This window comes from Gelidibacter sp. (genome assembly GCF_039916245.1).
Taxonomy (GTDB): Bacteria; Bacteroidota; Bacteroidia; order Flavobacteriales; family Flavobacteriaceae; genus Gelidibacter.
In genome coordinates, this window is sequence record NZ_JBDSLS010000005.1 from 1 (window position 1) to 26,009 (window position 26,009).

Below are 26,009 nucleotides of genomic sequence, written 5' to 3' on the forward strand. Positions count from 1 at the left end.
AAAAGTCTTATCATAAACCAGTCCGTGAAGGGCATTGTTTTTATCGACTTCATTACACTCTAAAACATGATCAACGTCCTGAAAAGTGTATTTGCCATCCTTAATTCTATTCACAAAAGGAAAGAGGATGGATGAGGCATAATTTGCTGCATAAGTTGAAGGATCATAATCGGCAAGCACCTTAATGCCATCAAATTCCAATGCGCTGAGCCTCCCCCCTTGATTCAGGCAAATGCTAGCTTTAGACTTATTTTCTGGATTGAATATTTCAATAAACTGCAATCCTTCAACTTCTGTTTTCGTAAGTGTGTACAAGCGCTTATATTGATTTTCTAATGATTAAACGGTTTGGATTTTCGACTTGGGCAAACTCTTTATTCAAGATCATTTGGGCCAAGCGTTGTCCCATTAAATTGAAATCCGTAGAGATGGTTGTGATGCCACCTTCAACAATTTCTTTTAACAAAGAGTCATTATAGGAGATCAGACCGATGTCTTTTGCAAGAAAAAAATGCTGCTCCTTAATACGTTTAATGATGCGTATTAAATTTTTATCATCCAAGATAATATAGAGTTCTCCATGCGACAATTCTCTATGCGCAAGACTATCAATGACCTCGTTTTGTATGCCATGATGCGAACAAAATAAATTAAAGCCATCCAAAATACCTTGCGGCTGGCGTGCTGCCGGATATAGTAAAACCACTTTTTTATAAGTACTGATCTGCTTTAGTGCCGCTTCAAGTCCTGTATAGATGTCTTTTTTAAAATTCTGAAAAACCGAAGGGTAGTTTTTTAAGGCTTCGTTGGTTTGATCTAAAATATAAACTTTCTCCTGAGGTAATCGCTCAATAATCTGATCCGTGTTTTTAAGATTTGCCGGCATAATCACATAAGAACTATAGTCTCCAGCATTATCATTAATGAGTTTGCTAAACATATCTGGATTAAAATGATGAAAGAAAATATCGACTTGAACATTTTCGCCCAAACTAGACATAAAAGAGTTATATAAATCTTCCTTGAAGGAATTGAATTCATCAAATAACAAAAACACTTTCCGATTAATATCCACATCTTCGCTATTTACATAATAGCCTTTGCCAACGATCGATTTAATAACCCCGCGCGTTTTTAATTCGTTAAATGCTGTAAGAACGGTATCTCTTGAAAGCGAATTTTGATTCTTAATACTGTTTAAAGAAGGCAACTTATCCCCTTTTTTCAAAGTACCAGCCACGATAGCGCCTTCGATGGAAGCCACGATCTGTTTGTACTTGGGAATACCGGATTTTTCCTTTACAGTTACAATTCTCATGGAACAAATGTAAAATAATTTATTGCAAATACAAACTGGTAGGTACTGGTGGTTGTTTTTTAAAAAAATAACTACATTTGCAGATTAGATTTAGGCCGCAATGTTCTTATAAAATAATAGTAATTGATGTCTGCGTTTATACACAAAACCACATCTAAATTTCTACTTACAAAGAACTGCGATCCAACAAACAAATCAATATAAAATAGTTATGATGAAAACAAGAACCACTTTGGCTGAAATGTCTAAGGCTTTGGATTTATCTATTTCTACAGTTTCCAAATCACTTTCTGGCAGTTCTGAAATCAGTTTATCAACACAGACGCGCGTTCGTAATTTTGCGAAATTATGTAATTATATCCCTAATAATTTTGCTTCAAGTTTAAGAAAAGGATACACCAATACTATTGGTTTGGTCGTTCCTAATATTTTAAATCCTTTCTATGCCAAAGTATTCGCAGGTATAGAAAATTACTTAGACCAACATAATTACAAGCTCATCATATCCATTTCTAACGAAACCATAGAAAAAGAATCTAAAAGCTTAAGAAAAATGGCGGGAGGTTACGTGGATGGCATTATTATTTGTGTCTCTAAAGAAACCGAGCTCACCAATACTTACGATCATATTAATGCGCTTACTAGCAGAGGAACGCCTTTAGTGTTATTTGATAGAATATGTGATGGGATTGATTGTGACAAAGTAATTATTGATGATTATAAAGCAGTTTACGACACCACCGATCATCTCATAAAAAACAAAGGTCTTAAGAATATCATCATGACTTCGCTTATAGACAATTTCCATCATGGAAAATTAAGAGCTGAAGGTTTTAAGGCTGCGATGAGAACCAATAATTTACCTATTGAAAACAAAATAATAGTAGCCGATACGGTTGAAGCATTAAATAGCAAACTCATTTCCACTTTAGAAAATGATAGTACTATTGATGGCATTTTTGGCCTGAATGAACAGGCTGTTTTGCAAACCTTACAAGTTACCAACCAGTTAAAATCTAATCCTCAAGATCATGACATTACCATTGCAGGTTTTTGCAATCAATGTCAAGCCAATCAACACCCTTCATTAATCATTGTTGAACAAAATGCAGAAGCAATCGGCGCTGAAGCAGCAAAATTGATTTTAAGACGTATTAAAAACACCCAAATGCAACCGTTTCAAACAAAAATGATTGCGACGGAGTTGGTTTAGAATTTTTATTTAAAAATTTATCGAATTGCCGTCCACAGTTCTGAATTTAATGGAATTTTGTATATTTAAGTAGAATTAAAAAAGCTCTCAGTCCTAGATGTTTTTGGCAAAGGAAACTTCAATTGACTTTTTATTGCTTTCAATGCAGATTCTACATTAAACACACATATAGCTTCATGATTAAGATAAATAATATTCTACGTTTTAATAGCTTCACTCTTTTAATAATAAGCTTTTTTTTCTTCGGACAAATTGCGTTCGGACAGCAGTCAGAAAAATCAGTTCAAGTCGGACAAATTCTCACCCCTGAAGGAGAAATCCTGATTAGCTTAGACGATCGCACGCCAAATCACAAAGCAAGTTTTATAGAGCTGGCCGATGCAGGATACTGGGACGCTCTTTCTTTCAACAGAGTGATTCCAAATTTTGTAGCACAAGCAGGCTGTCCTGATACTCCGGCAGGATTTACAGATCCTGAGTATCTGTTGGAGCCTGAATTCATTCCCGAACTTACCCATATCTATGGAGCCGTCGGTGCCGGACGCGATGACAACCCAGAAAAGCTATCGGCGAGATGCCAGATTTATATTGTTCAAAACAAAAATGGCCTGCATCGTCTTGATGGCGACTATACCGTATTTGGTCAGGTAATTAAAGGGATGGATGTGGTGGACAAAATTGTAGCGGTTCCTCGAGACCAAAGCGACCAACCACTAACGCCGATCACTATGGATGTTAATATCGTTTCGATTCCCCAATCAGAATTTGATGCTTTAGTGAAATGGAAGTAAAATCACGAAATGTTTTTAGAAATCATAAGATGAATATCATTTGAAATACTGACAATCAGGATCACAGCATATTAAGAACTCCGTCGCACCTCTTATACAACTAATCTTTTTTATATCTAACTAAGGCCATAAATCCGATAGAGCTCCATCATATTTTTTTGTCATTTTAAATGCATCCACAATTGCGTTTCAGGCCTTCAAAAACAACTTAAATGCGTCAATTTTTGACTCATAACAGCATCTTTTTCTCTTTAACTTTAAAGTGTGCTTTTGAAAGCATTCACGAGACCACTCAAATTTTCCTGTGCCTTCAAATTCATAAACTCTTTTAATGAAATCTTAAAAACTAGAATTATGAAAATGATACCCAAAGTGTTGATCATTTGTACTCTGACATCTATGAGCTACTTTGCCCAAGCTCAAGATAATATGACGATGGACAATTCGCAAAAATTTTACTTTCGCGTCAGTGCAGGTTATAGTTTTGAATCTGGGAAAACCGAATTCAACAACGCCGATCCTAACGGACTTACCGGCATTATGCAATCTACGGATGTTACTGTTAATGCAGACGGCTCTTCGGTCCATGTAAAATCACTGAATGGAACAGTCGGTGCGGGCTTAAAAGCCAATCTTACCGTTGGCTACATGTTCAACCCATATATTGGTTTAGAACTAGGCGCCAGCTATTTCCACGGCGACAACACCTTGATTGGCCGGTTAAGAAGTCCGCAGGCCATCTCTGAAGAAAATACACATTTGAGAGGTGTTGATGTGGCTCCAGGAATTTTCTTGACACCCAATTTTAAAACAGTCAACCCTTACGCCCGTATTGGATTAATTGTTCCTTTAGCCGGCAAACTGACTATTGAAACTATGGCAAGGAAAGTAAATGGTGGCGGCCCAGGCACTGATATTATGGTGGAAGCCAAAAGCGAAGTAAAATCCAAATTCAGCGTTGGTTATTATGGAGCCATCGGCGTCAATTATCCTGTCAGTGATAACTTGAGCATTTTCGGCGAGGTCGAAATTAAGAATTTGAGCATCAAAAGTAAATCCGCAGAGATTATCGAATACACCACAAAAGCAATTACCGGCGGAAATTCGCAACTGATACCTGGACAACAATTGGCAGATCTTCCTGTTTATGAAAAGAAATTTGAATTTACGGATGAGTACAACCAAAGCACCACAACACCGCCAAACCAAAACGCAGCAAGAAAAATCCCAACCCAATTTGTTAACGCAAGTGGCATCGGAATTAATGTTGGCGTGAGATTTATGCTATAAACCTAAACCGTAAAACAGATGAAAACTTATTTATTGTGTCTTGTATTGCTCTTCTTGAGCATTCCATTAGCTCAAGCTCAGAGCATTCTTGGCCAATGGAAAACGGTAGATGATGAAACAGGCCAGACCAAATCTATCGTTGAACTTTATAATGACAATGGAAAAATTTACGGAAAGATTGTAAAATTATTATTGCCAGAAGATCAAGGCAAATTATGTATAAAATGCACAGGTAAAGATTACAATAAACCTGTTGAAGGTTTAGTGATGGTAAAAGATATGTCAAAAGACAAAAACGATAACGAATACAAAGGCGGTACCATCTTTGACCCCGAAAAAGGAAAAGAATACAAATGTAAAATGTGGATTGACAAAGACTCTCCCAATACGTTAAACGTACGCGGCTATATTGCATTTTTCTACAGGACCCAAAATTGGCAACGTGTGACCGATTAGTAATCGCGTGTAATACGAATATTAACAATTGAAGCTTCAATTTCACTGCGGCCCTTGCGCTCAACTTTGCATTCTTTGCGATTAATCTTCATTTTGTATTTAAACGCTAGGACGCGAGGTTTTTTTCGCAAAGGTCGCAATGGACTGTCGATGTTTCGGTTTCAATTTCAATTTCAATTTCATGGCGTCGCTTGCGCTCAACTTTGCGTTCGTTGCCGTTAATATTCATTACGTATTTAAACACAAGAACGCTAGGCTGTCGCAAAGCTCGCAACGGAATGTCGATGTTTCCGTATGCCTCAAGTTCAATTTCAACTTCAATTTCATGGCGATTAAATGATTAAACTCCTATTTAAACACAAAGGTTACAATGGTTTTTCGCTAGGGTCGCAAAGAGAAATTTATAGTAACTAATTTAATCCTTCTTTTGTGCAGTAGTGAATCTGTAAAAATTCGTGAAATCCGTGAAAAAAACTAAAGTGAAAAACATCAAATGATTTTGATTTAATTAGCAGTCGAAGTATCATTGCGACCCTTGCACTGGACTTTCCATCCTTTGCGGTTAATCCATTAAACTCCTTTTTAAACGCAAAGATCACAATTGTTTTCGCCTAGGTCGCAAAGAGAATTTATAGTAATCAATTTAATTCTTTTTTGAGAACGAGTAAGTCCGTGAAAATTCGTGAAATTCGTGTCTAAAACTTATAAACCAAAGCTTGAACATTCGAAGACTCCAACAAAAGCTTTCTCAAAATCCCTTGAATCTCAGTAGTTTCTTTCTGCGGAATTAAGAACGCTTCCAAGTCATCAGTATTTATAATCTGTTCTGATTTCTCCACAAAACCATAGCCCAAATAGAGTCCGTTTTTGATAAGCACAAAAGCTTCTTCTTCAAGATGGCGTCCCTTTTCTTTTAAAATTCTATTCTGATTGGAATTAGCCATATAATTGATAGCCAAATTCGCCCGTTCATTATAAGAAGCAACCGACTCCTCCTCTCTACAGACACCTTTGCAAGTGGTCAATTTATAATGTGAACACGTCCAAACATTCTCCTGTAAATGACAATATTTAGGACACAATTCAAATCGCTCACACACTTGCTCCAAATAAAGTCTACAATCGCGAATACTATGAAATATTTGCAACGGATTGGGTGTCGCCTTCAGTGTATTGAACGCCAAATGCTCAATACCTTGACGATCTTCATAACTAAAAACGGCATAAGGTTTAGGCACGCGTTTGGCCGCTTGGTTGTAAATCGGAAAATGATGTTTGATGGCGGCATCTTCCATCAATCTTGCCACGAGATCACTTCCCGACAATTCAAAATCGATATGAGCCGTTTCCCGACATAGGTCAAGTTCTTTTTCTTTTTTATCGTAGAAATGGCCCAGAACACGTTTTTTTAGATTGATGGCCTTTCCTACATAAATGATTTTTCCTTTTTTATTTTTGAAATAATAAATACCAGGTCCATTGGGAATGGCATCAAAAATAGCACTTGGCAGATGTGACGGTAAGGTTGCTTCTTTAGAACCCTTTTTCAAAAAGTCAGCAAAAACAGTTTTAGAGTTTTTATGCGCCAATAATTTCTCAAAAAGCGTGACGGTTGCTTCAGCATCGCCTCGCGCGCGATGTCTATCGACCAAGTCAATATTCATGGAAACACACAACTTCCCCAAACTATAGGATCGAAAACCCGGAAATAACACACGCGATAATCTTATCGTACATAGTTTTCGGCGTCTGAAATCCATGTCAATTTTCCTGAACTCATTACGAATCACATTGTAATCAAAATTGACATTATGCGCCACAAAGATGCTATCCTCGGTAATGGAAAAAACAGCTTCTGCAATCTCCGCAAAGATGGGCGCATCAGCAACCATGGCATTGTCAATACCAGTCAATGCGGTAATATAATCGGGAATTAAAGAATTCGGATTGACCAATGACGTAAATTCTTCAAGCACCTTTTCTCCGTCATGCTTAAAAATGGAAATCTCTGTAATCTCATTACCACGCCCTGTGGTTTCCACGTCGATAATGGTATATGTGGTTTTTGATTTTCCCATTAGGCCATTTTTTGAACGGCTTCCAATTCTACTCTCAATTCTTGGAACATTGCCATAATACTGCTCATTTTCAGCTCCTTTTCGTCATATTCCTGAGTATTGATACAGCAGGTAAATTCCCAAAGCTCCAACACATTTTCCATCGGAACCTCATAGGGTTGATACACTTTATTATCACTGCTCAACAATAAGCTTTGCTTGTCATCTATCAAATTATAGATACGTTTATAAACCAGACCATCATCTTTAGTGAGTACAATATAAGTACGCCCGTTTTTCACATCCTGAATATCTTCCACAAACTTGGCCACCACAAAAGAACCATCTTTTACTGGCAACATCGAATCGCCCTTAATCGGAAAAGCACGATGGGTTCCCGTAGGCAAAAAGGGCAATTTGATTTTTTGGAGCTGTTCAATATATTCCGGGTCGTCATAACCTGACAAATAACCTGCCGATGCTTTCGCAGGAACAATCTCAATCAAATCCTCATTATCTTCATTGACGGTTATCGGAAACAGCACACGTTTGCTTCCAATGTCAATAAACGAAGTGTCTTTTGCTTTGCGCAAATCGTTTCTTACCAAAATATCTATTGGAATTTTAAAGTAATTCGATAAATCAATCAATCGATCAATGGGCGGTTCCGAACGGCCTTCTTCATACGATCCGACAATGGAGCGCGACCAACCCAACTCGTCGGCAAAACGCTCTTGGGAGAGCTGTTTTAAGGAGCGCAGATGTTTTATGTTTGCTTGAATGTGTTTCATTTTTATTTTTCTGCAACTAATGCACGAATATTATGGTATCGCACAGTATTGATTTCTAATTTTTTTTAAAACGTTTAGGACTAAAAAATCATTCAAAAACGTTACCCGGCTTTTGATAAGTATTGAATATTCTCAAGATATAAATGCGTTCTACCTCAACCCTATAAATAATCTTAAAACTCCATTTTGTTACAAAACGTACGCTTTCTGAATTATAGACAGGCTCCTTTGGGTATTTATAGGGCATATTTCCCAAACTATCGCAAAGCGCTGTAATTGTTTTTAAAACATGTACCGCATTTTGTGGACTTTCTTTGGCAATGTGTTTTATATTTTCGTTGAGATCGTCAACAGCTTTAGAGTGCCAGCTTATTATCATCTGCAATACGTTTTAAAACGTCAGTAGTGGTATACAAGTCGGCTTTCTCAGCAACAATTTCATCAATGACAGCATCCAAATTTTTGACATAATCGTTCTCAGTTATAGGATTGCCCTCCACATCAAAAGCAAAGACATTTTCCTTATTCAACAGATTTTCTATTTTCTGCAATAATCCCTTATCGGAAATACTCAAGATACGCTGAACAACATTGATTTTTAAAGCTTCTGTTTTCATAATTATTCTATTAAATCGATATCACTTTTTTTAAGGATACCACCTATTTCACAAGTAAATAAAATTTAAAACACATTGAAATTTTGTCTGCAAGATATCCGAAAATCCATCCCATCTAAAATCGATTATTTTTGACTTACTACAAATGTAAGCAATGAAAACTACATATAATAGCTAATTTTGAGAAATCATAAACAACAAGAACAAATGTATCTCAATTGTCACACCTACTACAGCCTTCGCTACGGCACTATTAAGCCAGAGCAATTACTTGCTATTGCTTCCGAAAACGGCTTGCAGACTTTGGCATTGACCGATATCAATAACACTTCGGCATGCTTGGATTTTGTGCGATTATCTTCTAAATATAAAATCAAACCTGTTTTAGGTGTCGACTTTAGAAATGGTGCGCAACAACAATTTATACTGATTGCCAAAAACAACAACGGGTATAAAAACATCAATGATTACCTCTCTAAATTCTTGCACGATTCAGAATTGAAAATCCCTGAAATTGCCCCAGAATTAGATGATGTTTTTGTGATTTATCCCTACATCCATAAAAAAACATACCATCTCAAAGAACATGAGTTTTTAGGCATTAAACCGAAAGACTTGAACCATCTCAAGTTCTCTAAATGGAATGCATTTCGAAATAAATTGGTCGTACTGCAAACCGTTTCATTTCAGAACAAAAAGGATTTTAACACCCATCGCTTATTACGCGCCATCGACAACAACACCTTGTTGAGCAAACTTTCAAAAAGTGAACAAGGCCAGGAAACCGACAGAATGTTGCCGTATCAGGAATTGTGCGATACCTATCGTGAATTTCCGGAACTTATAAAAAACACCGCTTCCATTCTTGATAAATGCCATAGCGATTTTGATTTTTCACATGAAAACCCAAACAATCCACACTCCTATATCCAGAACGAAGCTTTGGATTTTAGATTGTTCAGAAAACTGGCCTATGCGGGCCTGCATTACCGCTAAAAAAAAACTGGAGAACGTCTTTTTTACACGAATTGAAAAAGAGCTATCCAATATTTATATTCTGAGCGATTCATCAACGTTTCTCGACAGAATCCGCCTGATTTCGACCTCGATTTCTCATGTAGAGATCGCGAGGACATCACTGAATTTATTTCAATTTATGAACTTCGTTCATCGCTCATCTGACCGCATTCTCTGAAACTTTCTTTCATCTATTTTCTGTTCGTCATCCGTCCGAGTGCGAACTTCAAAAATCAAAAAACTTCAATCGTTAATCCTTCTACGCTTCCTCATTAAATACACCTTACAATAGCTCAACATTATACCCTCTATTTATTTGCAACTCATCTCAATCCTTGTACCTTTGAAGCAACCCAAATAACAAACAGATGCTCGACAATTTTTGGCTCAACATACAGTACGGAATGAACCATATTCTGAACTTTAAAACATACACTCACATCCTTTTTTTATTGGTATTGACCGTTCCTTATGCTTTTAAGGATTGGAAGCGCATCTTGCTTTTAGTGACCATGTTCACCTTGGGTCATACCGTTAGTTTGCTATTAGCTTTTTATGGCATTGTCAGCATCAAAGGCACCTTGATTGCATTTCTGATTCCTATAACTATTTTGGTTGTAGCCTTGTACAACGTTTTTACGGCAGGCAAGAAAGCACCAAGTGAAAAAGTTGGTATCTTGTTCTTATCAACCGTATTTTTCGGTTTGATCCAAGGCCTCAGTTTCGTCGGCAATTTCAAAATGTTTACAGCCAAAACAGACAGTAAAATAGTGCCTTTAATTGGAATTGAGATAGGCATAGAATTAGGACAAATAATTGTTGCGTTTGCCGTGTTGTTTTTAGGCTTTTTATGCGAAACTATTTTCAGGTTTTCAAAACGCGATTGGATTGTGGTACTTTCGGCAATTGTTGTGGGAGTAATCATACCTATGCTGATAAACAATAAGTTATTTTTCTAATCCTTTAAATTTTACTGAAATTTTAACTCGAAATTGTAAAAATTAAAACATGAACCTTTTAAATTCGTTGTAGTTTTACTGAAGAATTATTAGCGTTCTCATATGGTCAAATAGAAGCTCATAAATTTCACGAGAGCCACGGATCTGTTAAAAAGCTTGCCAATCAAATATTAAAACAAATTAATGTCAAATAAAAAACAGTTACGCTATGATAAAGCGTACTTAAGAATAGCAAAAGAATGGGGCAAATTATCCCATTGCAAACGCAAGCAAGTTGGCGCACTCATCGTCAAGGACAGGATGATTATTTCTGACGGTTACAATGGGACGCCTACAGGTTTCGAAAATTATTGTGAAGACGATGAGGGCTACACCAAATGGTTTGTGCTTCATGCCGAGGCCAATGCCATTTTAAAAGTAGCGGCATCAACACAATCCTGCAAAGGAGCGACTTTATACATTACATTATCGCCTTGTAAAGAATGTAGCAAACTGATCCATCAAGCTGGCATTATTCGAGTGGTTTATCATGAAGGCTATAAAGACGATTCCGGACTTGAATTCTTGGCCAAAGCTGGCATAGAATTACAACTTATTGAAGATTTAAACGCATAATGGCTTTTAATAATAAATATATCCCATTAATTATTGGCGTTGCCATTGCAGCTGGCGTTGTTATTGGTGGAAAGCTAAATTTCACGGACACTTCTGATCGTTTATTTACTTCAAACAGTAAAAAAGACAAACTCAACCGACTCATTGATTATATTGATTATGAATATGTTGACAACGTCAACACCGATAGCATCGTTGATGTTACCGTCAATGGCATTTTGGAAAAGCTGGATCCACATTCCATATACATTCCGAAAAGAGAGATGCAAAGGGTGAGCGAAAACATGAAAGGTGATTTTGTGGGGATTGGCGTAAGCTTTTATTCCTACAAAGATACCATTGCAGTTATCAGACCACTTGAAGGAGGGCCAAGCGAAAAGGCAGGTATTAAAAGTGGTGATCGCATTATCATAGCCGATGGCGATTCTATATTCGGAAGCCAATGGAGCAATGAAGACATCATTCAGAAACTAAAAGGGGATAAAAACAGTAAAATCCGATTGAAAGTTTACAGAAAAGGCGAAAAAGAACTGCTCGATTTTGTCGTAAAGCGCGCAAACATTCCAATAAACAGCGTGGATGCCGCTTATATGCTTACGCCCTATTTAGGCTACATTAAAATCAACAGATTTGCCGAGTCTACGTATAAGGAGTTTAAAAAAGCATTGGACGATTTACAAGACCAAGGCGCCACGCAATTAGCATTGGATTTACGTGATAATCCCGGAGGATTCTTAGCGATTGCGGAGCAAATTGTAGATGAGTTTTTAGAAAACGGCAAGTTGATTCTTTTCACAAAAAACAAATCGGGACGCATTGAAAAAAGTTTCGCAACGCGTAAAGGCGATTTTGAAGAAGGCGAAGTATTTATTCTGATCAATGAAAATTCGGCGTCTGCAAGTGAGATTGTTGCTGGAGCCTTGCAAGACAATGACAAGGGCACTATTATTGGGCGTAGAAGTTATGGAAAAGGCTTAGTACAACGCGAAATGGCCCTGGGCGATGGCAGCGCGGTACGATTAACAGTCTCCAGATATTACACACCTACCGGACGTTCCATTCAACGGCCTTACGACAACGGGCATAATGAAGACTATTACAATGACTATTACAAGCGTCGAAGTAGTGGGGAGTTTAATGACGAGAACAATATCCAAGTTTCTGATTCCTTAAAGTTTACAACGCCTAAAGGGAAAATTGTTTATGGCGGTGGCGGCATCATTCCTGATATTTTTGTTCCTTTAAATTCGAGTATTCAAAATGAAACCTTAAACTTCATCAAGCGCAGTGGCCTGATTAGCTATTTTGTTTTTGAGGAACTTGATAAAGATCGTGAGCGCTATAAAACGATCAGCCAGCAAGAATTTATCTCTAATTTTGAAGTCAGCGACGATCTTGTGAGACGATTTCAAGATTATATCAATGTCAAAGAAAACGCTAAAGTTACATTTGTGGCCTATAATCGCGAAATGAAACTACTCATCAAGGCTGCTTTAGCCGATCAGTTATATGGTTCAAATGCTGCAGAAGAAATCTCCAATGCTTCGGATGAGATGATTAAGGAAGTTATAAAGTTGAGCCTCAAGGAGTAGTCGCTATTATTTATTTTTTATTCTTATTTTTTATTGGGGATTGAGTAATCAAGCTAGCTTTTGATTTATGGAACGCTGACCTGCCCGTCCGTTCAGGCGGGTGACGCAGATTGTTTATGATCTCAAGAGATTTCTTTGGCAGACAATTACATCATTATGGACTAAAATGCCTAGTAAACCCAAACTAAGTTCAGAGGAAATTTTCAAAAAAAACAGACGAAGAAAATGCATTTGTGAAATATATGATAAATAATTCAGTCAGTATTTTAAGAGAAGAGTGAATCGGTGAAAATTCGTGAAATTCGTGTAAAAATTTTCAGAAGATGAATTGAGATTTATTGAAACATATAATCTTAATTTGAGATTAATAAATCAGCGTCATCTGTGTTCGATACTCAGATTTCATCATGAACATTCTCGTCCTTTCCATCATTCCAAAGCGTTAAAAAGTCTGCTGCATTTGTGAAATTTATAGCAAATAATTTACCTCAGCCTTTTCAGAGAACGAGTGAATTCGTGAAAATTAGTGAAATTAGTGTCAAAATATCAGCGCTAGCACTAGCCGCAAACCAACAGATTAACATATGACCTATGGAACGCTGATCAGATTTCTTATGATTTTCTCTGATTTCCTATAGGTAAATAAATCAATGAGCTAACGTCCATAAACTTTTTCACAACAGACCGAATATCAGCTGCATTCGTGAAATTTAAGATAATTAATTTACATCAGTATTCTCAAGGAACGAGTGAGTCTGTGAAAATCCGTGAAATCCGTGTCCGAATGTTTAGAAGCTAAAGCGAGACTCACTAAAACAAAGTATTTCAACTTAATTTGAGCCAGCAAAATCAGTGAAAAATCTGCTCGATCAGCGTCATCTGTGTTCTATCCTCAGATTTTATCGTGAACATGCGCGTCATTGCCATCATTCCAAAGCGTCAAAATATCTGTGGCCACTTGAGCACCGCTGCCACTAGCAATCGCAAATTGGCTTCTCAATCCGGCCAATGTTCCTGCAACATATAAACCATCGGCAATCAAATGATTTTCGTTTTTCAACCAAATACGCTCTTTTGCAGCCGTAGCTTTTGGGTGTGGCGCAATGTAAGATTCTAATCCTTCAATATTAATAAGGTTCGTATATCCAACAGCTACAACCACAATTTTAGAAGTGTAGATATCTTTATTGGTTGCAATGGCAAAACCATCAGAAGTTTTTAAAATAGACTTTACTTTTTCGTTTTCAATTTGATCAACATGAGGATATGAAGTGTTGAGCTGCGCTTTACCTTGCAATAAAATATCAGAACCCAAAGTCCCAGGTTCCAACCCCAAAACATTATTGAACAACGCAGTTTGCAAATGAGAAGCTCGTTGGTGCGCAATCAAGCCTATCCGCTTATTTATGGCAAAAACTTTTGTTTGTGCTGAACCCAAAACCAAGGCACAAGACATCCCTGCAGCTCCAGCACCAATAATCAGCACATCATACATTACGCTTCTGCTTTGAAAGCTTTTCAATACGCTTTGAAATTCGGAGAATCTGTAGTAAAAGAATAGCACAAAGAGATAGCACAATCGTGATCAATGCCACAATACTATCGCCTTCAAAAAGATGACTAAAATTAAGTTGCGTAACATTGAAAACAATAAGCGCCAATGCGATGATTGATAAAACTATAGTTGTGATTTTCATATGTAGATATTTATTTTTTTAAAGGTCATATGGAATTCGCAAATCATCTTTGGTGTTTGTGACCAAATTTTGATAATGCTCATTTCATAATAAATTAGTGATTTGATTAAACCATTTCAAACAAAGTCTTGATGTTATGGGCAAATAATTTTACGGCAATTGCCAATAACACAACACCAAATACCTTTCGGATCACGTTGATGCCACTTGGCCCAAGAAAACGCTCAATTTTTGACGAAGTTTTTAAGACGATAAAGATAACAACAACATTCAACAAAACAGCAACAATGATGTTTTCTACCGAATACTCTGCACGTAAAGACAATAAGGTCGTTAAGCTTCCTGGCCCAGCAATCAACGGGAAGGCCAATGGAAAGACGGTTGCTGTCATGCTACTGCTTTCTTCAGTTTTATATAAGGTAATTCCCAAAGTCATTTCCAAAGCAATAAAAAACAAAATAAAAGCACCTGCTACTGCGAAGGAGTTGATATCAATACCTATGAGGGATAAAATATTTTGCCCTAAAAACAGAAATGTGATAAGAATCAATCCAGCAATTATAGAGGCCTTACCACTTTCGATATGCCCAAATTTTTTGCGCAAATCGATGACAATCGGGATGTTGCCAATAATATCAATAACCGCAAACAAAATCATAAACGCTGTAAAAATCTCCTTTACATCAAGTTCCATAAGACAAACCGTTAAATTTTATGCAAAAGTAAATTATTAATACCGATTTAAATGCCAAATAACAGCAAATATTAGCTATTTTTGCACTCACTTTTCGAATAAAAACCCGCTCATTTTTAAGCTAATACATTATGTTTCAACTAGGAAAAACCATCGTTTCAGAAGACATTATCAAAAAGGATTTTGTATGCAATTTGTCTGCGTGCAAAGGCGCTTGCTGTATTGATGGCGATGCTGGTGCACCTTTGGAATTAGCCGAAACAAAAATAATGGAGGACATTTATGATAAAGTCAAACCATTTTTGCGACAAGTGGGCATCGATGCCATTGAAGCTCAAGGAACTTTTATTACTACAGAAGATGGCGATTTTGAAACCCCACTCATTGATGGTGCCGATTGTGCCTATGTGATATTTGACAAAAAAGGAACGGCGCTTTGCGCTTTTGAAGAAGCCTACAATCAAGGCGTAATCGATTGGAAAAAACCAGTATCCTGTCACTTGTATCCGATTCGTGTTACCGACTATTCTGAGTTTTCAGCAATTAATTATCATAAATGGGAAATTTGTGATGACGCCTGTACTTTAGGGAAAGAACTTCAGGTTCCGGTTTACAAATTTGTCAAGCAGGCGCTTATCAGAAAATTTGGAGAAGATTGGTATATGGAGCTTGAAAAAGTGGCTGAAAACTATCAATAGTCTTCATTTTTTTACCAACCATACATCATTTACTGCAAACCATACATTTCTTCGTTTTCAAAACATTTGTTTTAGTAACTTGTAGTCTTTAAGGCTATTAACAAATTATTCTAATAATTAAAACAAATGAAAAACATGCTACTTAGAGCCGTTCTTGGCTTCATATTTTTATGGTCTTCAAATCTAATCCTCGCCCAAAATAATTCAAAAGAACTTAAGGACATCTATGATTTTGATTATACCTATAAGCTTAATATGACCAGCAATAAAGATGATATTCAATTTGATTATTATCTAAAAAAAGATGCCGAATATTTTGGTTTTGCTCTTCCTATGATGGGCAAAGATCAACAGGGCATGAACATGTTTACGGTCATGGACAACGAAAACCTAGTTACCGCCATGTTTATGGAAGTGATGGGCAAAAAAGTGGTACAAAAAACGAAGATCAAACTCAGCGATTTTGACGCGGACAATAACGCTTCTGATTATACCATTAAAGAAATAGGCTCCAAAACCATTTTAGGTTATAAATGCCAAGGTTTTATCATGGAAAACAAAGACAGTGAAGTCACAATTTACATCACCGATGAAGCGCCCATAAGCTTTAACAAAATGTGGAACACTGGAAAGAACAAAATGCCAAAAGGATTTAATCCGTCTTGGATGAAAAAATATAGCGACGGTCTCATGATGGAAATGCACTATGTTGACAAAAAGAAATCTAAAAACAACATGACGATGACTTGCATCGCCTTGGAAAAGACAGACTTTTCAATTACACCTTCAAATTATGGTTCGATGCTAGGCGGTGTCTTTGGTAGTTAACCTCAGCTTTCCACCTGACGATCGTTTCCTAAAACAAAAAGGCGTTTCACTCATTGAAATGCCTTTTTTGCTCAATTAAAATTAAACGCACGCTCCAATTTCCTTATTTTTGAATGTATTCAAAACATATCTCATGAAAGCAATTATTTGCCTCCTCGTTTTAACCACCTCTATAACTTCCGTTTTTTCTAGGCCAATTACAGCCCTAATCACTTTCGAAAATAATACTGATAATACATCCATTTCAGGCGTATTCTATATTACAGAAACCAATCAAAGTATTCAAGTAAATTCATTAGATAGTTTTACCATTCAACTTCCTAAATATGGGAAATATCATTTTAGATTTTACTCGGAGGATGTTCATGCTTTCACATCTTATCCTGTGAAGATTACAGAACGAAAAAACGTCATAACCATTCGATTGGAAAACAAAACAAAAGAGGTGGCCTTAGCTCCAACCGAGAGACGTTTTCCAATGCAAGACATTTCCAACATTTCAACAGAACACCTTGAAGAAGGCATCGCGTTGGGCAGTATAAATTTTATAGCTCATGGATTAGTCGCCATCGATCCTGAAGCTGCCAAGATTTTTAAAAGCGCTTATGGTGTAGGATTTATCAGTGAAAACTGCGTGGTCGATCCAATTTCATTTAAAACAGCGATGCAAACCAACAAAAGAATAGAAGCCTACTTAATTTCAAAATTTGGCGAGGATTGGAAAAATAAACTTCCTGCCACACCTTTTGGCCTGCAATTAGATCGTTTTTAAATTATTGGTCCGTGTTGGAATATGTACCACAATACGAGTACCTATTGGATTTTCCTGCGTATCATACAAATCCTCAATGTCCATTTTATAATCTGTCGTAAACCCTTTGGAAAAATTAGCCAATCGCGCTTTAGTAATCGCTAAACCAACTGATTTTCTTTTGAGCACCCGATCATGATTAATTTTTTCTGAAGCTTTTCTGCCAATGCCATTATCAGTAGTCGAAATATTAATAAAATCATTATTGACCTTATACACTCGTAATTCGATTTGTTTGTCTTCTTTTTTGGAAGAAAGTCCGTGCCATAATGCATTCTCAAGAAAAGGCTGTAAAATCAATGACGGCACTTTAATAGTCGAAATATTAATACCAGGTTCAACCTTTATTTCAAAATTGATATCATTAGAAAACCGGATGTTTTCAATGTTCATATAAAGCTGCATGGTATCCAATTCGTCTTCTAAGGAGATCACTTTTTCAGTAGAAGCGATCAATATTTTTCGGATAAATTTTGAAAATTTGTTTAAATAATAAACGGCATTTTCCTTATCATTATTGATAATATAAAGCTTAATTGAATTTAGGGAATTGAAGATAAAGTGCGGATTCATCTGACTTCTCAACATGTCCTGCTCTAAAGTCAAAATCTGTTTTTCATGTTTCAATTGCCTGTTTCTACTGACAGCAATCGTGGTGCCGGCCACAATAGCCAATGTCAAAAGCGCCGACCAGAATATAGTTTGATTGCGTTGGAGCTTTGATTTTACCAATTCATTTTCGCTGGCAAGTTGTAAAATCTCGTTGTTTTTAGCTTCATTTTCATACTGAATGATAATATCGCTCACATATTGCATATTACGATCCGTAAAAATGGTTTTCTCAAGTTCAACGGCTTGCTCAAAATGATATAAAGCTTTTTCGTAATTCCTATTTTTCTTATATAATTCTGAAAGATGCTTATGAGCATCAACAATAGATGTTTTTAACCCAAAAGCTTCAGAAATCTCCAATCCTTTCTTAAGATTGCCCTCCGCTAATTCATCCATCTCCAATTCATTTTGCACCCAGCCCAAATTGATATAGGCATAGGCCAAATAATACTGATCGCCTAATTGAAGTGCTTTTTTTACGCCTTCTTCGATGATAACCTTAGCATCCTTAAACTTTTTTTGCTTGATATAAACCTGTCCGATACTATTGTAGCAGATGACTCGCCCCACTTCAGAATTGATCTGCTCGTTATAATTCAGGGAGCGCTTATAATTTTGTAAGGCAAGATCTAAAAGTCCTTTGGCCTCATCAGCATATCCAAGGTTGTGGTAATTAATCGCCAAGCCCAATCTGTTGCCCGATTGACTTTCAATGACCAATGACTTTTCAAATTGCTCAATGGCCAAATCATACTGCTTTAGTGTCAAATAGATATTCCCCATACTGTTTTGAGAAACCGCAATGCTCAACTTTAATTCTTTCGATGGACTTTTAACGGAATTAGCAATATCCAATGCTTTTTTATGATAATCCAGTGCTGGTTTTATGAAATCCATACGCCGATAAACGACGCCTATCATATTAAGACTAATAATCTTTAACTCAATATCACTAGCTTCTTCCGCTAATTGTTCAGCCCGTCGGTGCGTTTTTAAGGATTTATCATATAAGGATCGATTTCTATAAATTTCCCCCAACTTGTTAAGGGCATAAATCTCAACTTCCAAGGCATTTTCCTTAGAGGATTTAGTGATCAATTCCTTTAAAATCAGACTGTCATTCTTAAACCTTGAGAATAACGAGTCCATTTCACTATATTGTTTGGGCCAATGACCTTGAAAGCTTTCAAGTACATGTTTAAAATCGGCATCGCTTCTATTTTGAGCCTCAAGAGAAATGACGCCACCTAAAAACACTATCCCCATTAGAAATAGCCTTAAAGATTCTTTTAAAAGCCTTGTGCGTATGATAAAAAACATGGTGAATCTGATTATAGCTTTTCTAAAAAGTCTGATTTCCGTTGTCTTGCCACTGGAATTCTGTCATTTGATTCCATTACCACATAACCTTCATTCTTTATAAATTCCTTGATTTTTTTTAAATTGATGATGTACGAGTTGTGAATTCTGAAAAACTGGTTTTCGGGCAAAACCTCACTCATTTCTTTCAATTTCTTAGTGATTACAATTTTTGGATCATTCTCTAAGACGATCGTACTGTAATTACCGTCTGATTCGACAAATAAAATATCATCTGCATCTAAGAATATAAGCTTACCATCGGTATTAATGGTAATCTTCTTTTGGTTAAATTTTGAAGTAAAATTAACCAGGACTTCTTCAATTTTATTAGAATTCAACTTTTTAGAACTATGCTTTTTAACCTTCTTGATGGTTTCCTTTAAATCATCGGAATCAATAGGCTTCAACAAATAATCAATAGCCTCGTGCTTTAAAGCTTTTATGGCAAATTCATTGTAGGCTGTGGTGATCACCACTGCAAAATCTTTATTCGTGAGTTTCCCCAAAAACTGAAAACCATCCATGGTTGGCATTTGAATATCCAAAAACAAACAATCCAATGCGCTATTGTCCAAATAATCAATAGCATCTTCAGGACTTGTGAATGTTTTGATCACTTCAATGTCATCCTTAAAGTTTGAAAGCTCCCATGTCAAACTTTGGATTGCCTTAGGCTCATCATCAACAATTACTGCTTTTATCATGGTTTAAATATAATACTATTCGTCCTGAAGTTCATCTAAAGATGTGTAGTTAGTATCATTTAATGTATAACGGGTACATATGTAAAAAATATAGACCGTGATAATTATTTTAAGCCGAAATAATTTAACAACTGTGCAAGAATTACCAACTATACAGTTTTTCCTACCAACCATACATTAATCCACGTAGATGCAATTAAAATTCATGACATTTGACCAGGGATTTATTTAATTTCCCAGTACAATTAAAAAGTGATCGTGGGGATTCACTTTTAGATTAAATGCTATTAATCAATAAAAGTCAGGGGTAATCTCTGACTTTTGTATTAGACGGCTTTACCAATACAAAGTTATCCTTTAGTAATGGGTGAGTTAGTTTAATTAATTATGAGGGTTAAAGAGAGCGCTATTTGCGCTCTCTTTTTTTATGGCTGTAAATCACCAAGAACTTCATTTTAAATTTTGACAAATAATCCTTTCCAATCTTTGTTTGATAATTGTATATTTATCAACACTAGCCGCTTAAAACATGAAGGTTCAAAATATTATTATCACTGAAGAAATGCTTGCCAGTAAAAACAAACGTTTCTTAAACTATCTTATCGATATAATTACTCAATATGTGATCATGTTCGTTCTTGGTTTTGCTTCCGTTTATATAGGCGATTACTTGGGATATTACGAAATGGGTCAGTTTTTCACTGAACTATCAACCATAGAGGACCTGACGATCAGCTACTTGCTGCTTTTACTTTATTACTTCACTTTTGAAAGCCTAACCTTTAGATCTTTAGGCAAATACGCCACAAACACTAAAGTTATTATGCAAAATGGAGAAGAGCCGACTCCCAAGGATATTTTAATCAGAACTTTATGTAGACTCATTCCATTTGACGGCCTTTCATTTCTTGGCGTTAAGGGCAAAGGCTGGCATGATTCCTTTTCTAAAACTTATGTCGTGGATATTGCAAAGTTTGAAGCGGGGCAATTACTAGCAACTGAAATCGACCAAATAGGTCAATGGACCGAATAAACACGCCATGTCTCTGACATAGGAGAAACACCAACAATTGTTTTCCCTTTTTATTTGATACTCATTTAACTTCATTAAATTTGCACTTCAATTTTTCATACTATGTACAGAAGTCACAACTGTGGTGAGTTAAGAGCATCACATATCAATAATGAGGTTACACTTTCAGGTTGGGTTCAAAGGAGCCGCGATAAAGGCTTCATGCTTTGGATCGATTTACGCGACCGCTACGGCATTACTCAACTTGTTTTTGATGAGGAACGCACTCCAAAAGCCTTGATGGAACAAGCACAAAACTTAGGTCGTGAATTCGTCATTCAAGTTAAAGGCACCGTTATTGAACGCGCTTCCAAAAACCCTAACCTACCAACAGGTGATGTTGAGATTCTGGTGACAGAATTGACCATTCTGAATGCCTCACTTCTCCCGCCTTTTACGATTGAAGATGATACAGATGGTGGTGAAGAATTACGTATGAAATACCGTTACTTGGACATCCGTAGAAATCCTGTAAAAAACAGTTTGATTTTTAGAGCCAAAGTAGCACAAGAAGTCCGCAATTATTTATCTAAAGAAGGTTTTATAGAAGTTGAAACTCCTTATTTAATAAAGTCAACGCCAGAAGGCGCGCGCGATTTTGTCGTGCCAAGCCGCATGAACGAAGGACAATTTTATGCGCTTCCACAGAGTCCGCAAACTTTCAAACAACTGTTGATGGTTGGTGGCATGGATAAATATTTCCAGATTGTGAAGTGCTTTAGAGATGAAGATTTACGTGCCGACAGACAGCCAGAATTCACACAAATTGACTGTGAAATGGCCTTTGTTGAGCAAGAAGATATCTTAATCGCCTTTGAAGGATTAACCCGTCATTTGTTGAAAGAAGTCAATGGCATCGACATTGAAGAATTCCCACGTATGACCTATGACGAAGCCATGCAAAAATATGGTAACGACAAACCAGATATCCGTTTTGGGATGGAATTCGGAGAATTGAACGCCGTAGCACAACATAAAGATTTTGGCGTTTTCAATACAGCTGAATTGGTGGTAGGAATTGCAGTTCCTGGCGGAAACAGTTATACCCGTAAAGAAATTGACCAATTGATTGATTGGGTAAAGCGCCCCCAAATCGGTGCTTTAGGCATGGTCTATTCACGTTACAATGAGGACGGCTCTCATAAATCGTCGGTCGATAAATTTTATGATCAAGATGATTTGGCCAAATGGGCAGAAATAACTGGCGCAAAACCTGGAGACCTTATTTGTGTCCTTTCCGGAGACGCCCATAAAGTAAGAACACAATTAAGTGCCTTACGAATGGAATTGGCAACCCGTTTGGGCTTGCGCGATCCTAAAGTATTCGCACCATTATGGGTGGTCGATTTCCCATTATTGGAATGGGATGAAGACACCAAACGTTACCACGCCATGCACCATCCATTTACCTCGCCAAAACCAGGACAGTTGGAACTTTTGAAAACCGATCCAGGTGCTGTAAAAGCGAATGCTTATGATTTGGTATTGAACGGCAACGAAATTGGTGGTGGTTCAATCAGAATCCACGATAAAAAAACCCAAGCCTTAATGTTTGATTATTTAGGATTTACGCCTGAAGAAGCTAAAGCGCAATTCGGATTTTTAATGGATGCTTTCCAATATGGCGCACCTCCTCACGGTGGATTAGCCTTTGGATTAGATCGATTAGTGGCCATTTTGGGCGGACAGGAAACCATTCGTGATTTTATTGCGTTCCCGAAAAACAATTCTGGCCGTGATGTGATGATTGACGCACCTGCGCCGATTGATGATAAACAACTCGAAGAATTAAGTTTAAAATTGAACTTGAAATCAAAATAATTTAAGTCCTGCATAACGCAGGACTTTTTTATAAGAAAACAAACTTTAACTAAAGTACCTTAGAGGTTTTAAACAGACTGAAAGTCTATTTTCATTCGTGAAATTAACAGTAATAATTTACGCCAGTATGTTCACAGAACGGGTAATTTCGGGAAAAATTCGCGTCTAATTTTTTAAACAAACAATGAAATATTTAATTATTATCCTATCTATTCTTACCTTATGCAGTATTGCCGGAGGTTTTATTTTCGAAACGGAATATTCTCAAAAAATGATCGGCTTTGGCATCGCTGGTTTATTCTTTGTTGTATTTCCTATATTCTCCTATTACCGATGGAAAGATAAAAACTTCAAGGACTATATGCTGACGAAAGAAAATCTTGACAAGATGCGCGAGAAAGGCAAGGAGAAGAAGTTTTAATTCAGATTCCGTTTTTCAATAAAGAATCGTTTTAGCAATTGTGCTGCTTCATCTGCTAAAACACCGCCAACCATGACAGTTTTTGGATGAAGCCTGGTATTTAATACTTTACAGCCTCTTTCGGTATCGGTTGCGCCGTAAACAATTCTGCTTATTTGACTCCAATATAAAGCACCTGCACACATTTGGCAAGGCTCCAAGGTCACATAAAGGGTACAGTTAGTCAGATACTTTCCGCCTAAAAAATTGGAGGCCGCAGTTATGGCCTGCATTTCGGCGTGCGCTGTGACGTCTGTAAGAAGCTCCGTTAAGTTATGCGCTCTGGCAATGATTCTATTGTCAATCACAATGACGGCACCCACAGGAATCTCGCCTTTATCAAAAGCAATCTCAGCTTCCTGTAAAGCTTTTCTCATAAAATAAACGTCGTCAAAGGGATTTTCCACGGTACAATCTTCAAGGGTTAAAAATCAAAAATACAATTTCAAGTGTTACATTTGTAATCAGATGAAAAAATTATTGGATCATATCAATTTTCCTTCCGATTTAAGAGCATTAAATCAAGATGATTTACCACAACTCGCCAAAGAATTGCGGGAATTTATTATTGATATCGTGGCCACCAAAGAAGGGCATTTGGGCGCGAGTCTTGGGGTTGTTGAACTGACCATCGCTTTACATTATGTCTTTAACACACCGGAAGATTTGTTGGTTTGGGATGTTGGCCATCAAGCTTACGGACACAAACTATTAACCGGTAGAAAGTCGCTTTTTCATACCAACCGACAACTTCATGGTATCAGTGGTTTTCCAAAACGGGAGGAGAGTGATTACGACACTTTTGGCGTTGGACACTCCTCTACTTCTATTTCAGCAGCATTAGGAATGGCCATTGCCTCGCAATTAAAAGGCGAAGATAGACACCATGTGGCCATTATTGGCGATGCTTCCATTGCCAGCGGGATGGCTTTTGAAGGCTTGAACCATGCTGGCGTTACGGATGCTAATTTATTGGTCATCCTCAATGATAATGCGATCGGGATTGATCCAAGCGTCGGCGCCCTCAAACAATATTTGACCAATGTTAAGAATGGCATTCAAAAACAGGATAATATTTTTGAAGCCTTAAATTTTGATTATACCGGACCGATTGATGGCCATGATTTGGATGCGCTTATCAAAGAACTTCAACGATTAAAAACTGTAAAAGGACCAAAGTTCCTGCATGTAATTACCACCAAAGGAAAAGGCTTAAAACAAGCAGAAGAAAACCAGGTCATCTATCATGCCCCAGGAAAATTCGACGCCACAACAGGCGATTTGATTACAAAATCAGCATCGTCGCTCACAAAATTTCAGGATGTTTTTGGATTAACACTACTTGAATTAGCAGAACATAACCCAAAGATTGTCGGTATCACACCTGCAATGCCAACCGGAAGTTCCTTAAAATTCATGATGGACCAAATGCCTGATCGCGCCATCGATGTGGGTATTGCAGAGCAACATGCCGTGACACTTTCCGCAGGTATGGCCACACAAGGCATGGTGGTTTTTTGCAATATTTATTCGACGTTTTTGCAGCGTGCTTATGACCAAGTGATTCATGACGTCGCGCTGCAGAATTTGCCAGTCATTTTTTGCTTGGACCGCGCCGGATTAGTGGGCGAAGATGGTGCAACCCATCATGGCGTTTTTGATTTGGCCTATTTGAGATGCATTCCCAACCTCATCATTTTCGCCCCTCGCGACGAAACTGAATTGCGCAACATCATGTACACCGCTCAACTGGGACTTCAACATCCCATCGCCATCAGATATCCGCGTGGCTATGGTGTGATTCCTGATTGGAAACAACCTTATAAAAAACTGGAGATTGGCAAAGGCGAAGTACTCAAATCAGGAAAAGACATTGCTGTTTTAACTGTCGGATTCATCGCCCAAAACGCAAAAGAAGCGCTTTTAAAAGTAGATGCTAAAGATACAATTGCCCATTATGATATGCGTTTTGTAAAACCTTTGGATGAAGCACTTTTACATGAAGTTTTCAAATCCTTTAAATACATCATTACGGTTGAAGATGGCACTGTTAAGGGTGGATTTGGCTCAGCAATTTTAGAGTTTGCCGCAGAACATCAGTATTATACTCCTATAAAGATATTAGGCGTTCCCGATGCTTTCGTGGAACAAGGTAGCGTTGCGCAATTGCAACAATTGGCACAGTTTGACACCGATCATATTGTCAAAAGTATTGAAGTGGCGTTACTCGCGATCAAGTCCAACTAAATCGGACTGTTGATGCTCATTATGTGCATTCGCATGAACGGGATCATTCGACTTTGAAAGATCATTAACTACAAATAAAAAAGCGACCGTTATCAACAGAATAACTAAGGCGCCAAAAGCATTCTTTTTCATAATAATTCAGTTAGGAATACTTTAAATAAACGAAATTGACTAAAAGCAAATTAATTCGTTGAAGTGCAAATAAAGAATACTTTTACCCAATTAAAACTTTATTGATCTTCTTAGCCAATAGTATCGATGAAGATCTTTCAGCGCTTTAATTCGTT

28 protein-coding genes and 1 pseudogene are annotated in these 26,009 nt (G+C 37.1%); 16 read left to right on the plus strand and 13 right to left on the minus strand.

Annotated features, from left to right (window positions below; translation table 11 throughout):
* Positions 1-315 (minus strand): annotated as a pseudogene (locus tag ABIQ28_RS00445) (hypothetical protein); the annotation flags it as partial.
* A gap of 4 nt (positions 316-319) precedes the next feature.
* A complete protein-coding gene (locus ABIQ28_RS00450; RefSeq protein ID WP_348034778.1) occupies positions 320-1,318 on the minus strand; it encodes a GntR family transcriptional regulator in 999 nt (332 codons plus the stop codon).
* A 211-nt stretch (positions 1,319-1,529) separates the two neighbouring features.
* Here ABIQ28_RS00450 and ABIQ28_RS00455 point away from each other — a divergent pair, with 211 nt between their 5' ends.
* The 4 genes from ABIQ28_RS00455 (at position 1,530) to ABIQ28_RS00470 (ending at position 5,068) form a co-directional block, all read left to right on the plus strand.
* On the plus strand, positions 1,530-2,531 hold the full coding sequence (locus ABIQ28_RS00455; RefSeq protein WP_348034779.1) for a LacI family DNA-binding transcriptional regulator: 1,002 nt from the start codon (positions 1,530-1,532) through the stop codon (positions 2,529-2,531).
* Between the two features lie 176 nt (positions 2,532-2,707).
* On the plus strand, positions 2,708-3,322 hold the full coding sequence (locus tag ABIQ28_RS00460; protein WP_348034780.1) for a peptidylprolyl isomerase: 615 nt from the start codon (positions 2,708-2,710) through the stop codon (positions 3,320-3,322).
* A 354-nt stretch (positions 3,323-3,676) separates the two neighbouring features.
* On the plus strand, positions 3,677-4,612 hold the full coding sequence (locus tag ABIQ28_RS00465) for an outer membrane beta-barrel protein (RefSeq protein WP_348034781.1): 936 nt from the start codon (positions 3,677-3,679) through the stop codon (positions 4,610-4,612).
* A gap of 18 nt (positions 4,613-4,630) precedes the next feature.
* Positions 4,631-5,068: a DUF2147 domain-containing protein gene (locus tag ABIQ28_RS00470; RefSeq protein ID WP_348034782.1), complete on the plus strand. Its 438-nt coding sequence runs from the start codon at positions 4,631-4,633 to the stop codon at positions 5,066-5,068.
* 695 nt (positions 5,069-5,763) lie between these two features.
* On the opposite strand, the gene ABIQ28_RS00475 is transcribed toward ABIQ28_RS00470, so the two are convergent.
* The 4 genes from ABIQ28_RS00475 to ABIQ28_RS00490 all read right to left on the minus strand — a co-directional run bounded on the left by ABIQ28_RS00475 (position 5,764) and on the right by ABIQ28_RS00490 (position 8,533).
* Complete coding sequence (locus tag ABIQ28_RS00475) at positions 5,764-7,146, minus strand: exonuclease domain-containing protein (RefSeq protein ID WP_348034783.1); 1,383 nt, start codon at positions 7,144-7,146, stop codon at positions 5,764-5,766.
* Positions 7,146-7,916: a LexA family transcriptional regulator gene (locus tag ABIQ28_RS00480; RefSeq protein WP_348034784.1), complete on the minus strand. Its 771-nt coding sequence runs from the start codon at positions 7,914-7,916 to the stop codon at positions 7,146-7,148. The genes ABIQ28_RS00475 and ABIQ28_RS00480 overlap by 1 nt, the downstream gene beginning before the upstream one ends.
* 88 nt (positions 7,917-8,004) lie before the next feature.
* The gene (locus ABIQ28_RS00485) at positions 8,005-8,295 is read right to left on the minus strand and encodes a type II toxin-antitoxin system RelE/ParE family toxin (RefSeq protein WP_348034785.1); all 291 of its coding nucleotides are present in this window, start codon (positions 8,293-8,295) and stop codon (positions 8,005-8,007) included.
* On the minus strand, positions 8,273-8,533 hold the full coding sequence (locus ABIQ28_RS00490; protein ID WP_348034786.1) for a hypothetical protein: 261 nt from the start codon (positions 8,531-8,533) through the stop codon (positions 8,273-8,275). The genes ABIQ28_RS00485 and ABIQ28_RS00490 overlap by 23 nt, the downstream gene beginning before the upstream one ends.
* 180 nt (positions 8,534-8,713) lie before the next feature.
* Here ABIQ28_RS00490 and ABIQ28_RS00495 point away from each other — a divergent pair, with 180 nt between their 5' ends.
* From ABIQ28_RS00495 to ABIQ28_RS00515, 5 genes are all read left to right on the plus strand, one after another.
* A complete protein-coding gene (locus tag ABIQ28_RS00495; protein ID WP_348034787.1) occupies positions 8,714-9,529 on the plus strand; it encodes a PHP domain-containing protein in 816 nt (271 codons plus the stop codon).
* Positions 9,530-9,601: 72 nt separating this feature from the next.
* The gene (locus tag ABIQ28_RS00500; RefSeq protein ID WP_348034809.1) at positions 9,602-9,715 is read left to right on the plus strand and encodes a hypothetical protein; all 114 of its coding nucleotides are present in this window, start codon (positions 9,602-9,604) and stop codon (positions 9,713-9,715) included.
* 203 nt (positions 9,716-9,918) lie between these two features.
* A complete protein-coding gene (locus ABIQ28_RS00505; RefSeq protein ID WP_348034788.1) occupies positions 9,919-10,509 on the plus strand; it encodes a HupE/UreJ family protein in 591 nt (196 codons plus the stop codon).
* Positions 10,510-10,692: 183 nt separating this feature from the next.
* Entirely contained in the window at positions 10,693-11,124 is a 432-nt protein-coding gene (locus tag ABIQ28_RS00510; protein ID WP_348034789.1) for a dCMP deaminase family protein, read from the plus strand.
* Positions 11,124-12,716: a S41 family peptidase gene (locus ABIQ28_RS00515; protein ID WP_348034790.1), complete on the plus strand. Its 1,593-nt coding sequence runs from the start codon at positions 11,124-11,126 to the stop codon at positions 12,714-12,716. The genes ABIQ28_RS00510 and ABIQ28_RS00515 overlap by 1 nt, the downstream gene beginning before the upstream one ends.
* 892 nt (positions 12,717-13,608) lie before the next feature.
* Here the strand turns inward: ABIQ28_RS00515 and ABIQ28_RS00520 are convergent.
* The 3 genes from ABIQ28_RS00520 to ABIQ28_RS00530 all read right to left on the minus strand — a co-directional run bounded on the left by ABIQ28_RS00520 (position 13,609) and on the right by ABIQ28_RS00530 (position 15,107).
* Positions 13,609-14,211, minus strand: coding sequence for an FAD-dependent oxidoreductase (locus ABIQ28_RS00520; protein WP_348034810.1), 603 nt, complete (start codon positions 14,209-14,211; stop codon positions 13,609-13,611).
* Positions 14,204-14,413: a hypothetical protein gene (locus ABIQ28_RS00525; RefSeq protein WP_348034791.1), complete on the minus strand. Its 210-nt coding sequence runs from the start codon at positions 14,411-14,413 to the stop codon at positions 14,204-14,206. The genes ABIQ28_RS00520 and ABIQ28_RS00525 overlap by 8 nt, the downstream gene beginning before the upstream one ends.
* Positions 14,414-14,519: 106 nt before the next feature.
* Positions 14,520-15,107 (minus strand): MarC family protein, encoded by a 588-nt coding sequence (locus tag ABIQ28_RS00530; protein WP_348034792.1) that lies wholly within the window; start codon positions 15,105-15,107, stop codon positions 14,520-14,522.
* Between the two features lie 131 nt (positions 15,108-15,238).
* Here ABIQ28_RS00530 and ABIQ28_RS00535 point away from each other — a divergent pair, with 131 nt between their 5' ends.
* From ABIQ28_RS00535 to ABIQ28_RS00545, 3 genes are all read left to right on the plus strand, one after another.
* The gene (locus ABIQ28_RS00535; protein ID WP_348034793.1) at positions 15,239-15,805 is read left to right on the plus strand and encodes a DUF3109 family protein; all 567 of its coding nucleotides are present in this window, start codon (positions 15,239-15,241) and stop codon (positions 15,803-15,805) included.
* 126 nt (positions 15,806-15,931) lie between these two features.
* A complete protein-coding gene (locus ABIQ28_RS00540; RefSeq protein WP_348034794.1) occupies positions 15,932-16,633 on the plus strand; it encodes a DUF4412 domain-containing protein in 702 nt (233 codons plus the stop codon).
* Positions 16,634-16,766: 133 nt separating this feature from the next.
* Positions 16,767-17,405 (plus strand): hypothetical protein, encoded by a 639-nt coding sequence (locus ABIQ28_RS00545; RefSeq protein ID WP_348034795.1) that lies wholly within the window; start codon positions 16,767-16,769, stop codon positions 17,403-17,405.
* On the opposite strand, the gene ABIQ28_RS00550 is transcribed toward ABIQ28_RS00545, so the two are convergent.
* Entirely contained in the window at positions 17,391-19,376 is a 1,986-nt protein-coding gene (locus ABIQ28_RS00550) for a tetratricopeptide repeat protein (RefSeq protein WP_348034796.1), read from the minus strand. The genes ABIQ28_RS00545 and ABIQ28_RS00550 overlap by 15 nt on opposite strands.
* Before the next feature lie 11 nt (positions 19,377-19,387).
* On the minus strand, positions 19,388-20,122 hold the full coding sequence (locus ABIQ28_RS00555; RefSeq protein WP_348034797.1) for a LytTR family DNA-binding domain-containing protein: 735 nt from the start codon (positions 20,120-20,122) through the stop codon (positions 19,388-19,390).
* Between the two features lie 529 nt (positions 20,123-20,651).
* Here ABIQ28_RS00555 and ABIQ28_RS00560 point away from each other — a divergent pair.
* The 3 genes from ABIQ28_RS00560 (at position 20,652) to ABIQ28_RS00570 (ending at position 23,436) form a co-directional block, all read left to right on the plus strand.
* The gene (locus ABIQ28_RS00560) at positions 20,652-21,155 is read left to right on the plus strand and encodes an RDD family protein (RefSeq protein ID WP_348034798.1); all 504 of its coding nucleotides are present in this window, start codon (positions 20,652-20,654) and stop codon (positions 21,153-21,155) included.
* A 102-nt stretch (positions 21,156-21,257) separates the two neighbouring features.
* The gene (gene aspS / locus ABIQ28_RS00565) at positions 21,258-23,015 is read left to right on the plus strand and encodes an aspartate--tRNA ligase (RefSeq protein WP_348034799.1); all 1,758 of its coding nucleotides are present in this window, start codon (positions 21,258-21,260) and stop codon (positions 23,013-23,015) included.
* Between the two features lie 184 nt (positions 23,016-23,199).
* Positions 23,200-23,436 carry a hypothetical protein gene (locus ABIQ28_RS00570; RefSeq protein WP_348034800.1) on the plus strand — a complete coding sequence of 79 codons (237 nt, stop codon included), beginning with the start codon at positions 23,200-23,202 and terminating at the stop codon, positions 23,434-23,436.
* On the opposite strand, the gene ABIQ28_RS00575 is transcribed toward ABIQ28_RS00570, so the two are convergent.
* Positions 23,433-23,882 carry a nucleoside deaminase gene (locus ABIQ28_RS00575; RefSeq protein ID WP_348034801.1) on the minus strand — a complete coding sequence of 150 codons (450 nt, stop codon included), beginning with the start codon at positions 23,880-23,882 and terminating at the stop codon, positions 23,433-23,435. The two genes, ABIQ28_RS00570 and ABIQ28_RS00575, sit on opposite strands and share 4 nt — an antisense overlap.
* A 61-nt stretch (positions 23,883-23,943) precedes the next feature.
* On the opposite strand from ABIQ28_RS00575, the gene dxs reads away from it, so the two are divergent.
* The gene (gene dxs / locus ABIQ28_RS00580; RefSeq protein WP_348034802.1) at positions 23,944-25,722 is read left to right on the plus strand and encodes a 1-deoxy-D-xylulose-5-phosphate synthase; all 1,779 of its coding nucleotides are present in this window, start codon (positions 23,944-23,946) and stop codon (positions 25,720-25,722) included.
* Here dxs and ABIQ28_RS00585 read toward each other — a convergent pair.
* On the minus strand, positions 25,699-25,854 hold the full coding sequence (locus tag ABIQ28_RS00585; protein WP_348034803.1) for a hypothetical protein: 156 nt from the start codon (positions 25,852-25,854) through the stop codon (positions 25,699-25,701). The genes dxs and ABIQ28_RS00585 overlap by 24 nt on opposite strands.
* Positions 25,855-26,009 lie beyond the last annotated feature (155 nt).

Excerpts from the sequence above, each read along its gene's own strand:
- ABIQ28_RS00585 (WP_348034803.1), bottom strand. The coding sequence starts at position 25,854 with ATGAAAAAGAATGCTTTTGGCGCCTTAGTTATTCTGTTGATAACGGTC.
- ABIQ28_RS00460 (WP_348034780.1), top strand. The coding sequence starts at position 2,708 with ATGATTAAGATAAATAATATTCTACGTTTTAATAGCTTCACTCTTTTA.
- ABIQ28_RS00480 (WP_348034784.1), bottom strand. The coding sequence starts at position 7,916 with ATGAAACACATTCAAGCAAACATAAAACATCTGCGCTCCTTAAAACAG.
- ABIQ28_RS00540 (WP_348034794.1), top strand. The coding sequence starts at position 15,932 with ATGAAAAACATGCTACTTAGAGCCGTTCTTGGCTTCATATTTTTATGG.
- dxs (WP_348034802.1), top strand. The coding sequence starts at position 23,944 with ATGAAAAAATTATTGGATCATATCAATTTTCCTTCCGATTTAAGAGCA.
- ABIQ28_RS00510 (WP_348034789.1), top strand. The coding sequence starts at position 10,693 with ATGTCAAATAAAAAACAGTTACGCTATGATAAAGCGTACTTAAGAATA.
- ABIQ28_RS00520 (WP_348034810.1), bottom strand. The coding sequence starts at position 14,211 with ATGTATGATGTGCTGATTATTGGTGCTGGAGCTGCAGGGATGTCTTGT.
- ABIQ28_RS00555 (WP_348034797.1), bottom strand. The coding sequence starts at position 20,122 with ATGATAAAAGCAGTAATTGTTGATGATGAGCCTAAGGCAATCCAAAGT.
- ABIQ28_RS00530 (WP_348034792.1), bottom strand. The coding sequence starts at position 15,107 with ATGGAACTTGATGTAAAGGAGATTTTTACAGCGTTTATGATTTTGTTT.
- ABIQ28_RS00515 (WP_348034790.1), top strand. The coding sequence starts at position 11,124 with ATGGCTTTTAATAATAAATATATCCCATTAATTATTGGCGTTGCCATT.
- ABIQ28_RS00485 (WP_348034785.1), bottom strand. The coding sequence starts at position 8,295 with ATGATAATAAGCTGGCACTCTAAAGCTGTTGACGATCTCAACGAAAAT.
- ABIQ28_RS00525 (WP_348034791.1), bottom strand. The coding sequence starts at position 14,413 with ATGAAAATCACAACTATAGTTTTATCAATCATCGCATTGGCGCTTATT.
- ABIQ28_RS00470 (WP_348034782.1), top strand. The coding sequence starts at position 4,631 with ATGAAAACTTATTTATTGTGTCTTGTATTGCTCTTCTTGAGCATTCCA.
- ABIQ28_RS00535 (WP_348034793.1), top strand. The coding sequence starts at position 15,239 with ATGTTTCAACTAGGAAAAACCATCGTTTCAGAAGACATTATCAAAAAG.
- ABIQ28_RS00505 (WP_348034788.1), top strand. The coding sequence starts at position 9,919 with ATGCTCGACAATTTTTGGCTCAACATACAGTACGGAATGAACCATATT.
- ABIQ28_RS00550 (WP_348034796.1), bottom strand. The coding sequence starts at position 19,376 with ATGTTTTTTATCATACGCACAAGGCTTTTAAAAGAATCTTTAAGGCTA.
- ABIQ28_RS00490 (WP_348034786.1), bottom strand. The coding sequence starts at position 8,533 with ATGAAAACAGAAGCTTTAAAAATCAATGTTGTTCAGCGTATCTTGAGT.
- ABIQ28_RS00455 (WP_348034779.1), top strand. The coding sequence starts at position 1,530 with ATGATGAAAACAAGAACCACTTTGGCTGAAATGTCTAAGGCTTTGGAT.
- ABIQ28_RS00560 (WP_348034798.1), top strand. The coding sequence starts at position 20,652 with ATGAAGGTTCAAAATATTATTATCACTGAAGAAATGCTTGCCAGTAAA.
- ABIQ28_RS00465 (WP_348034781.1), top strand. The coding sequence starts at position 3,677 with ATGAAAATGATACCCAAAGTGTTGATCATTTGTACTCTGACATCTATG.
- ABIQ28_RS00450 (WP_348034778.1), bottom strand. The coding sequence starts at position 1,318 with ATGAGAATTGTAACTGTAAAGGAAAAATCCGGTATTCCCAAGTACAAA.
- ABIQ28_RS00570 (WP_348034800.1), top strand. The coding sequence starts at position 23,200 with ATGAAATATTTAATTATTATCCTATCTATTCTTACCTTATGCAGTATT.
- aspS (WP_348034799.1), top strand. The coding sequence starts at position 21,258 with ATGTACAGAAGTCACAACTGTGGTGAGTTAAGAGCATCACATATCAAT.
- ABIQ28_RS00545 (WP_348034795.1), top strand. The coding sequence starts at position 16,767 with ATGAAAGCAATTATTTGCCTCCTCGTTTTAACCACCTCTATAACTTCC.
- ABIQ28_RS00475 (WP_348034783.1), bottom strand. The coding sequence starts at position 7,146 with ATGGGAAAATCAAAAACCACATATACCATTATCGACGTGGAAACCACA.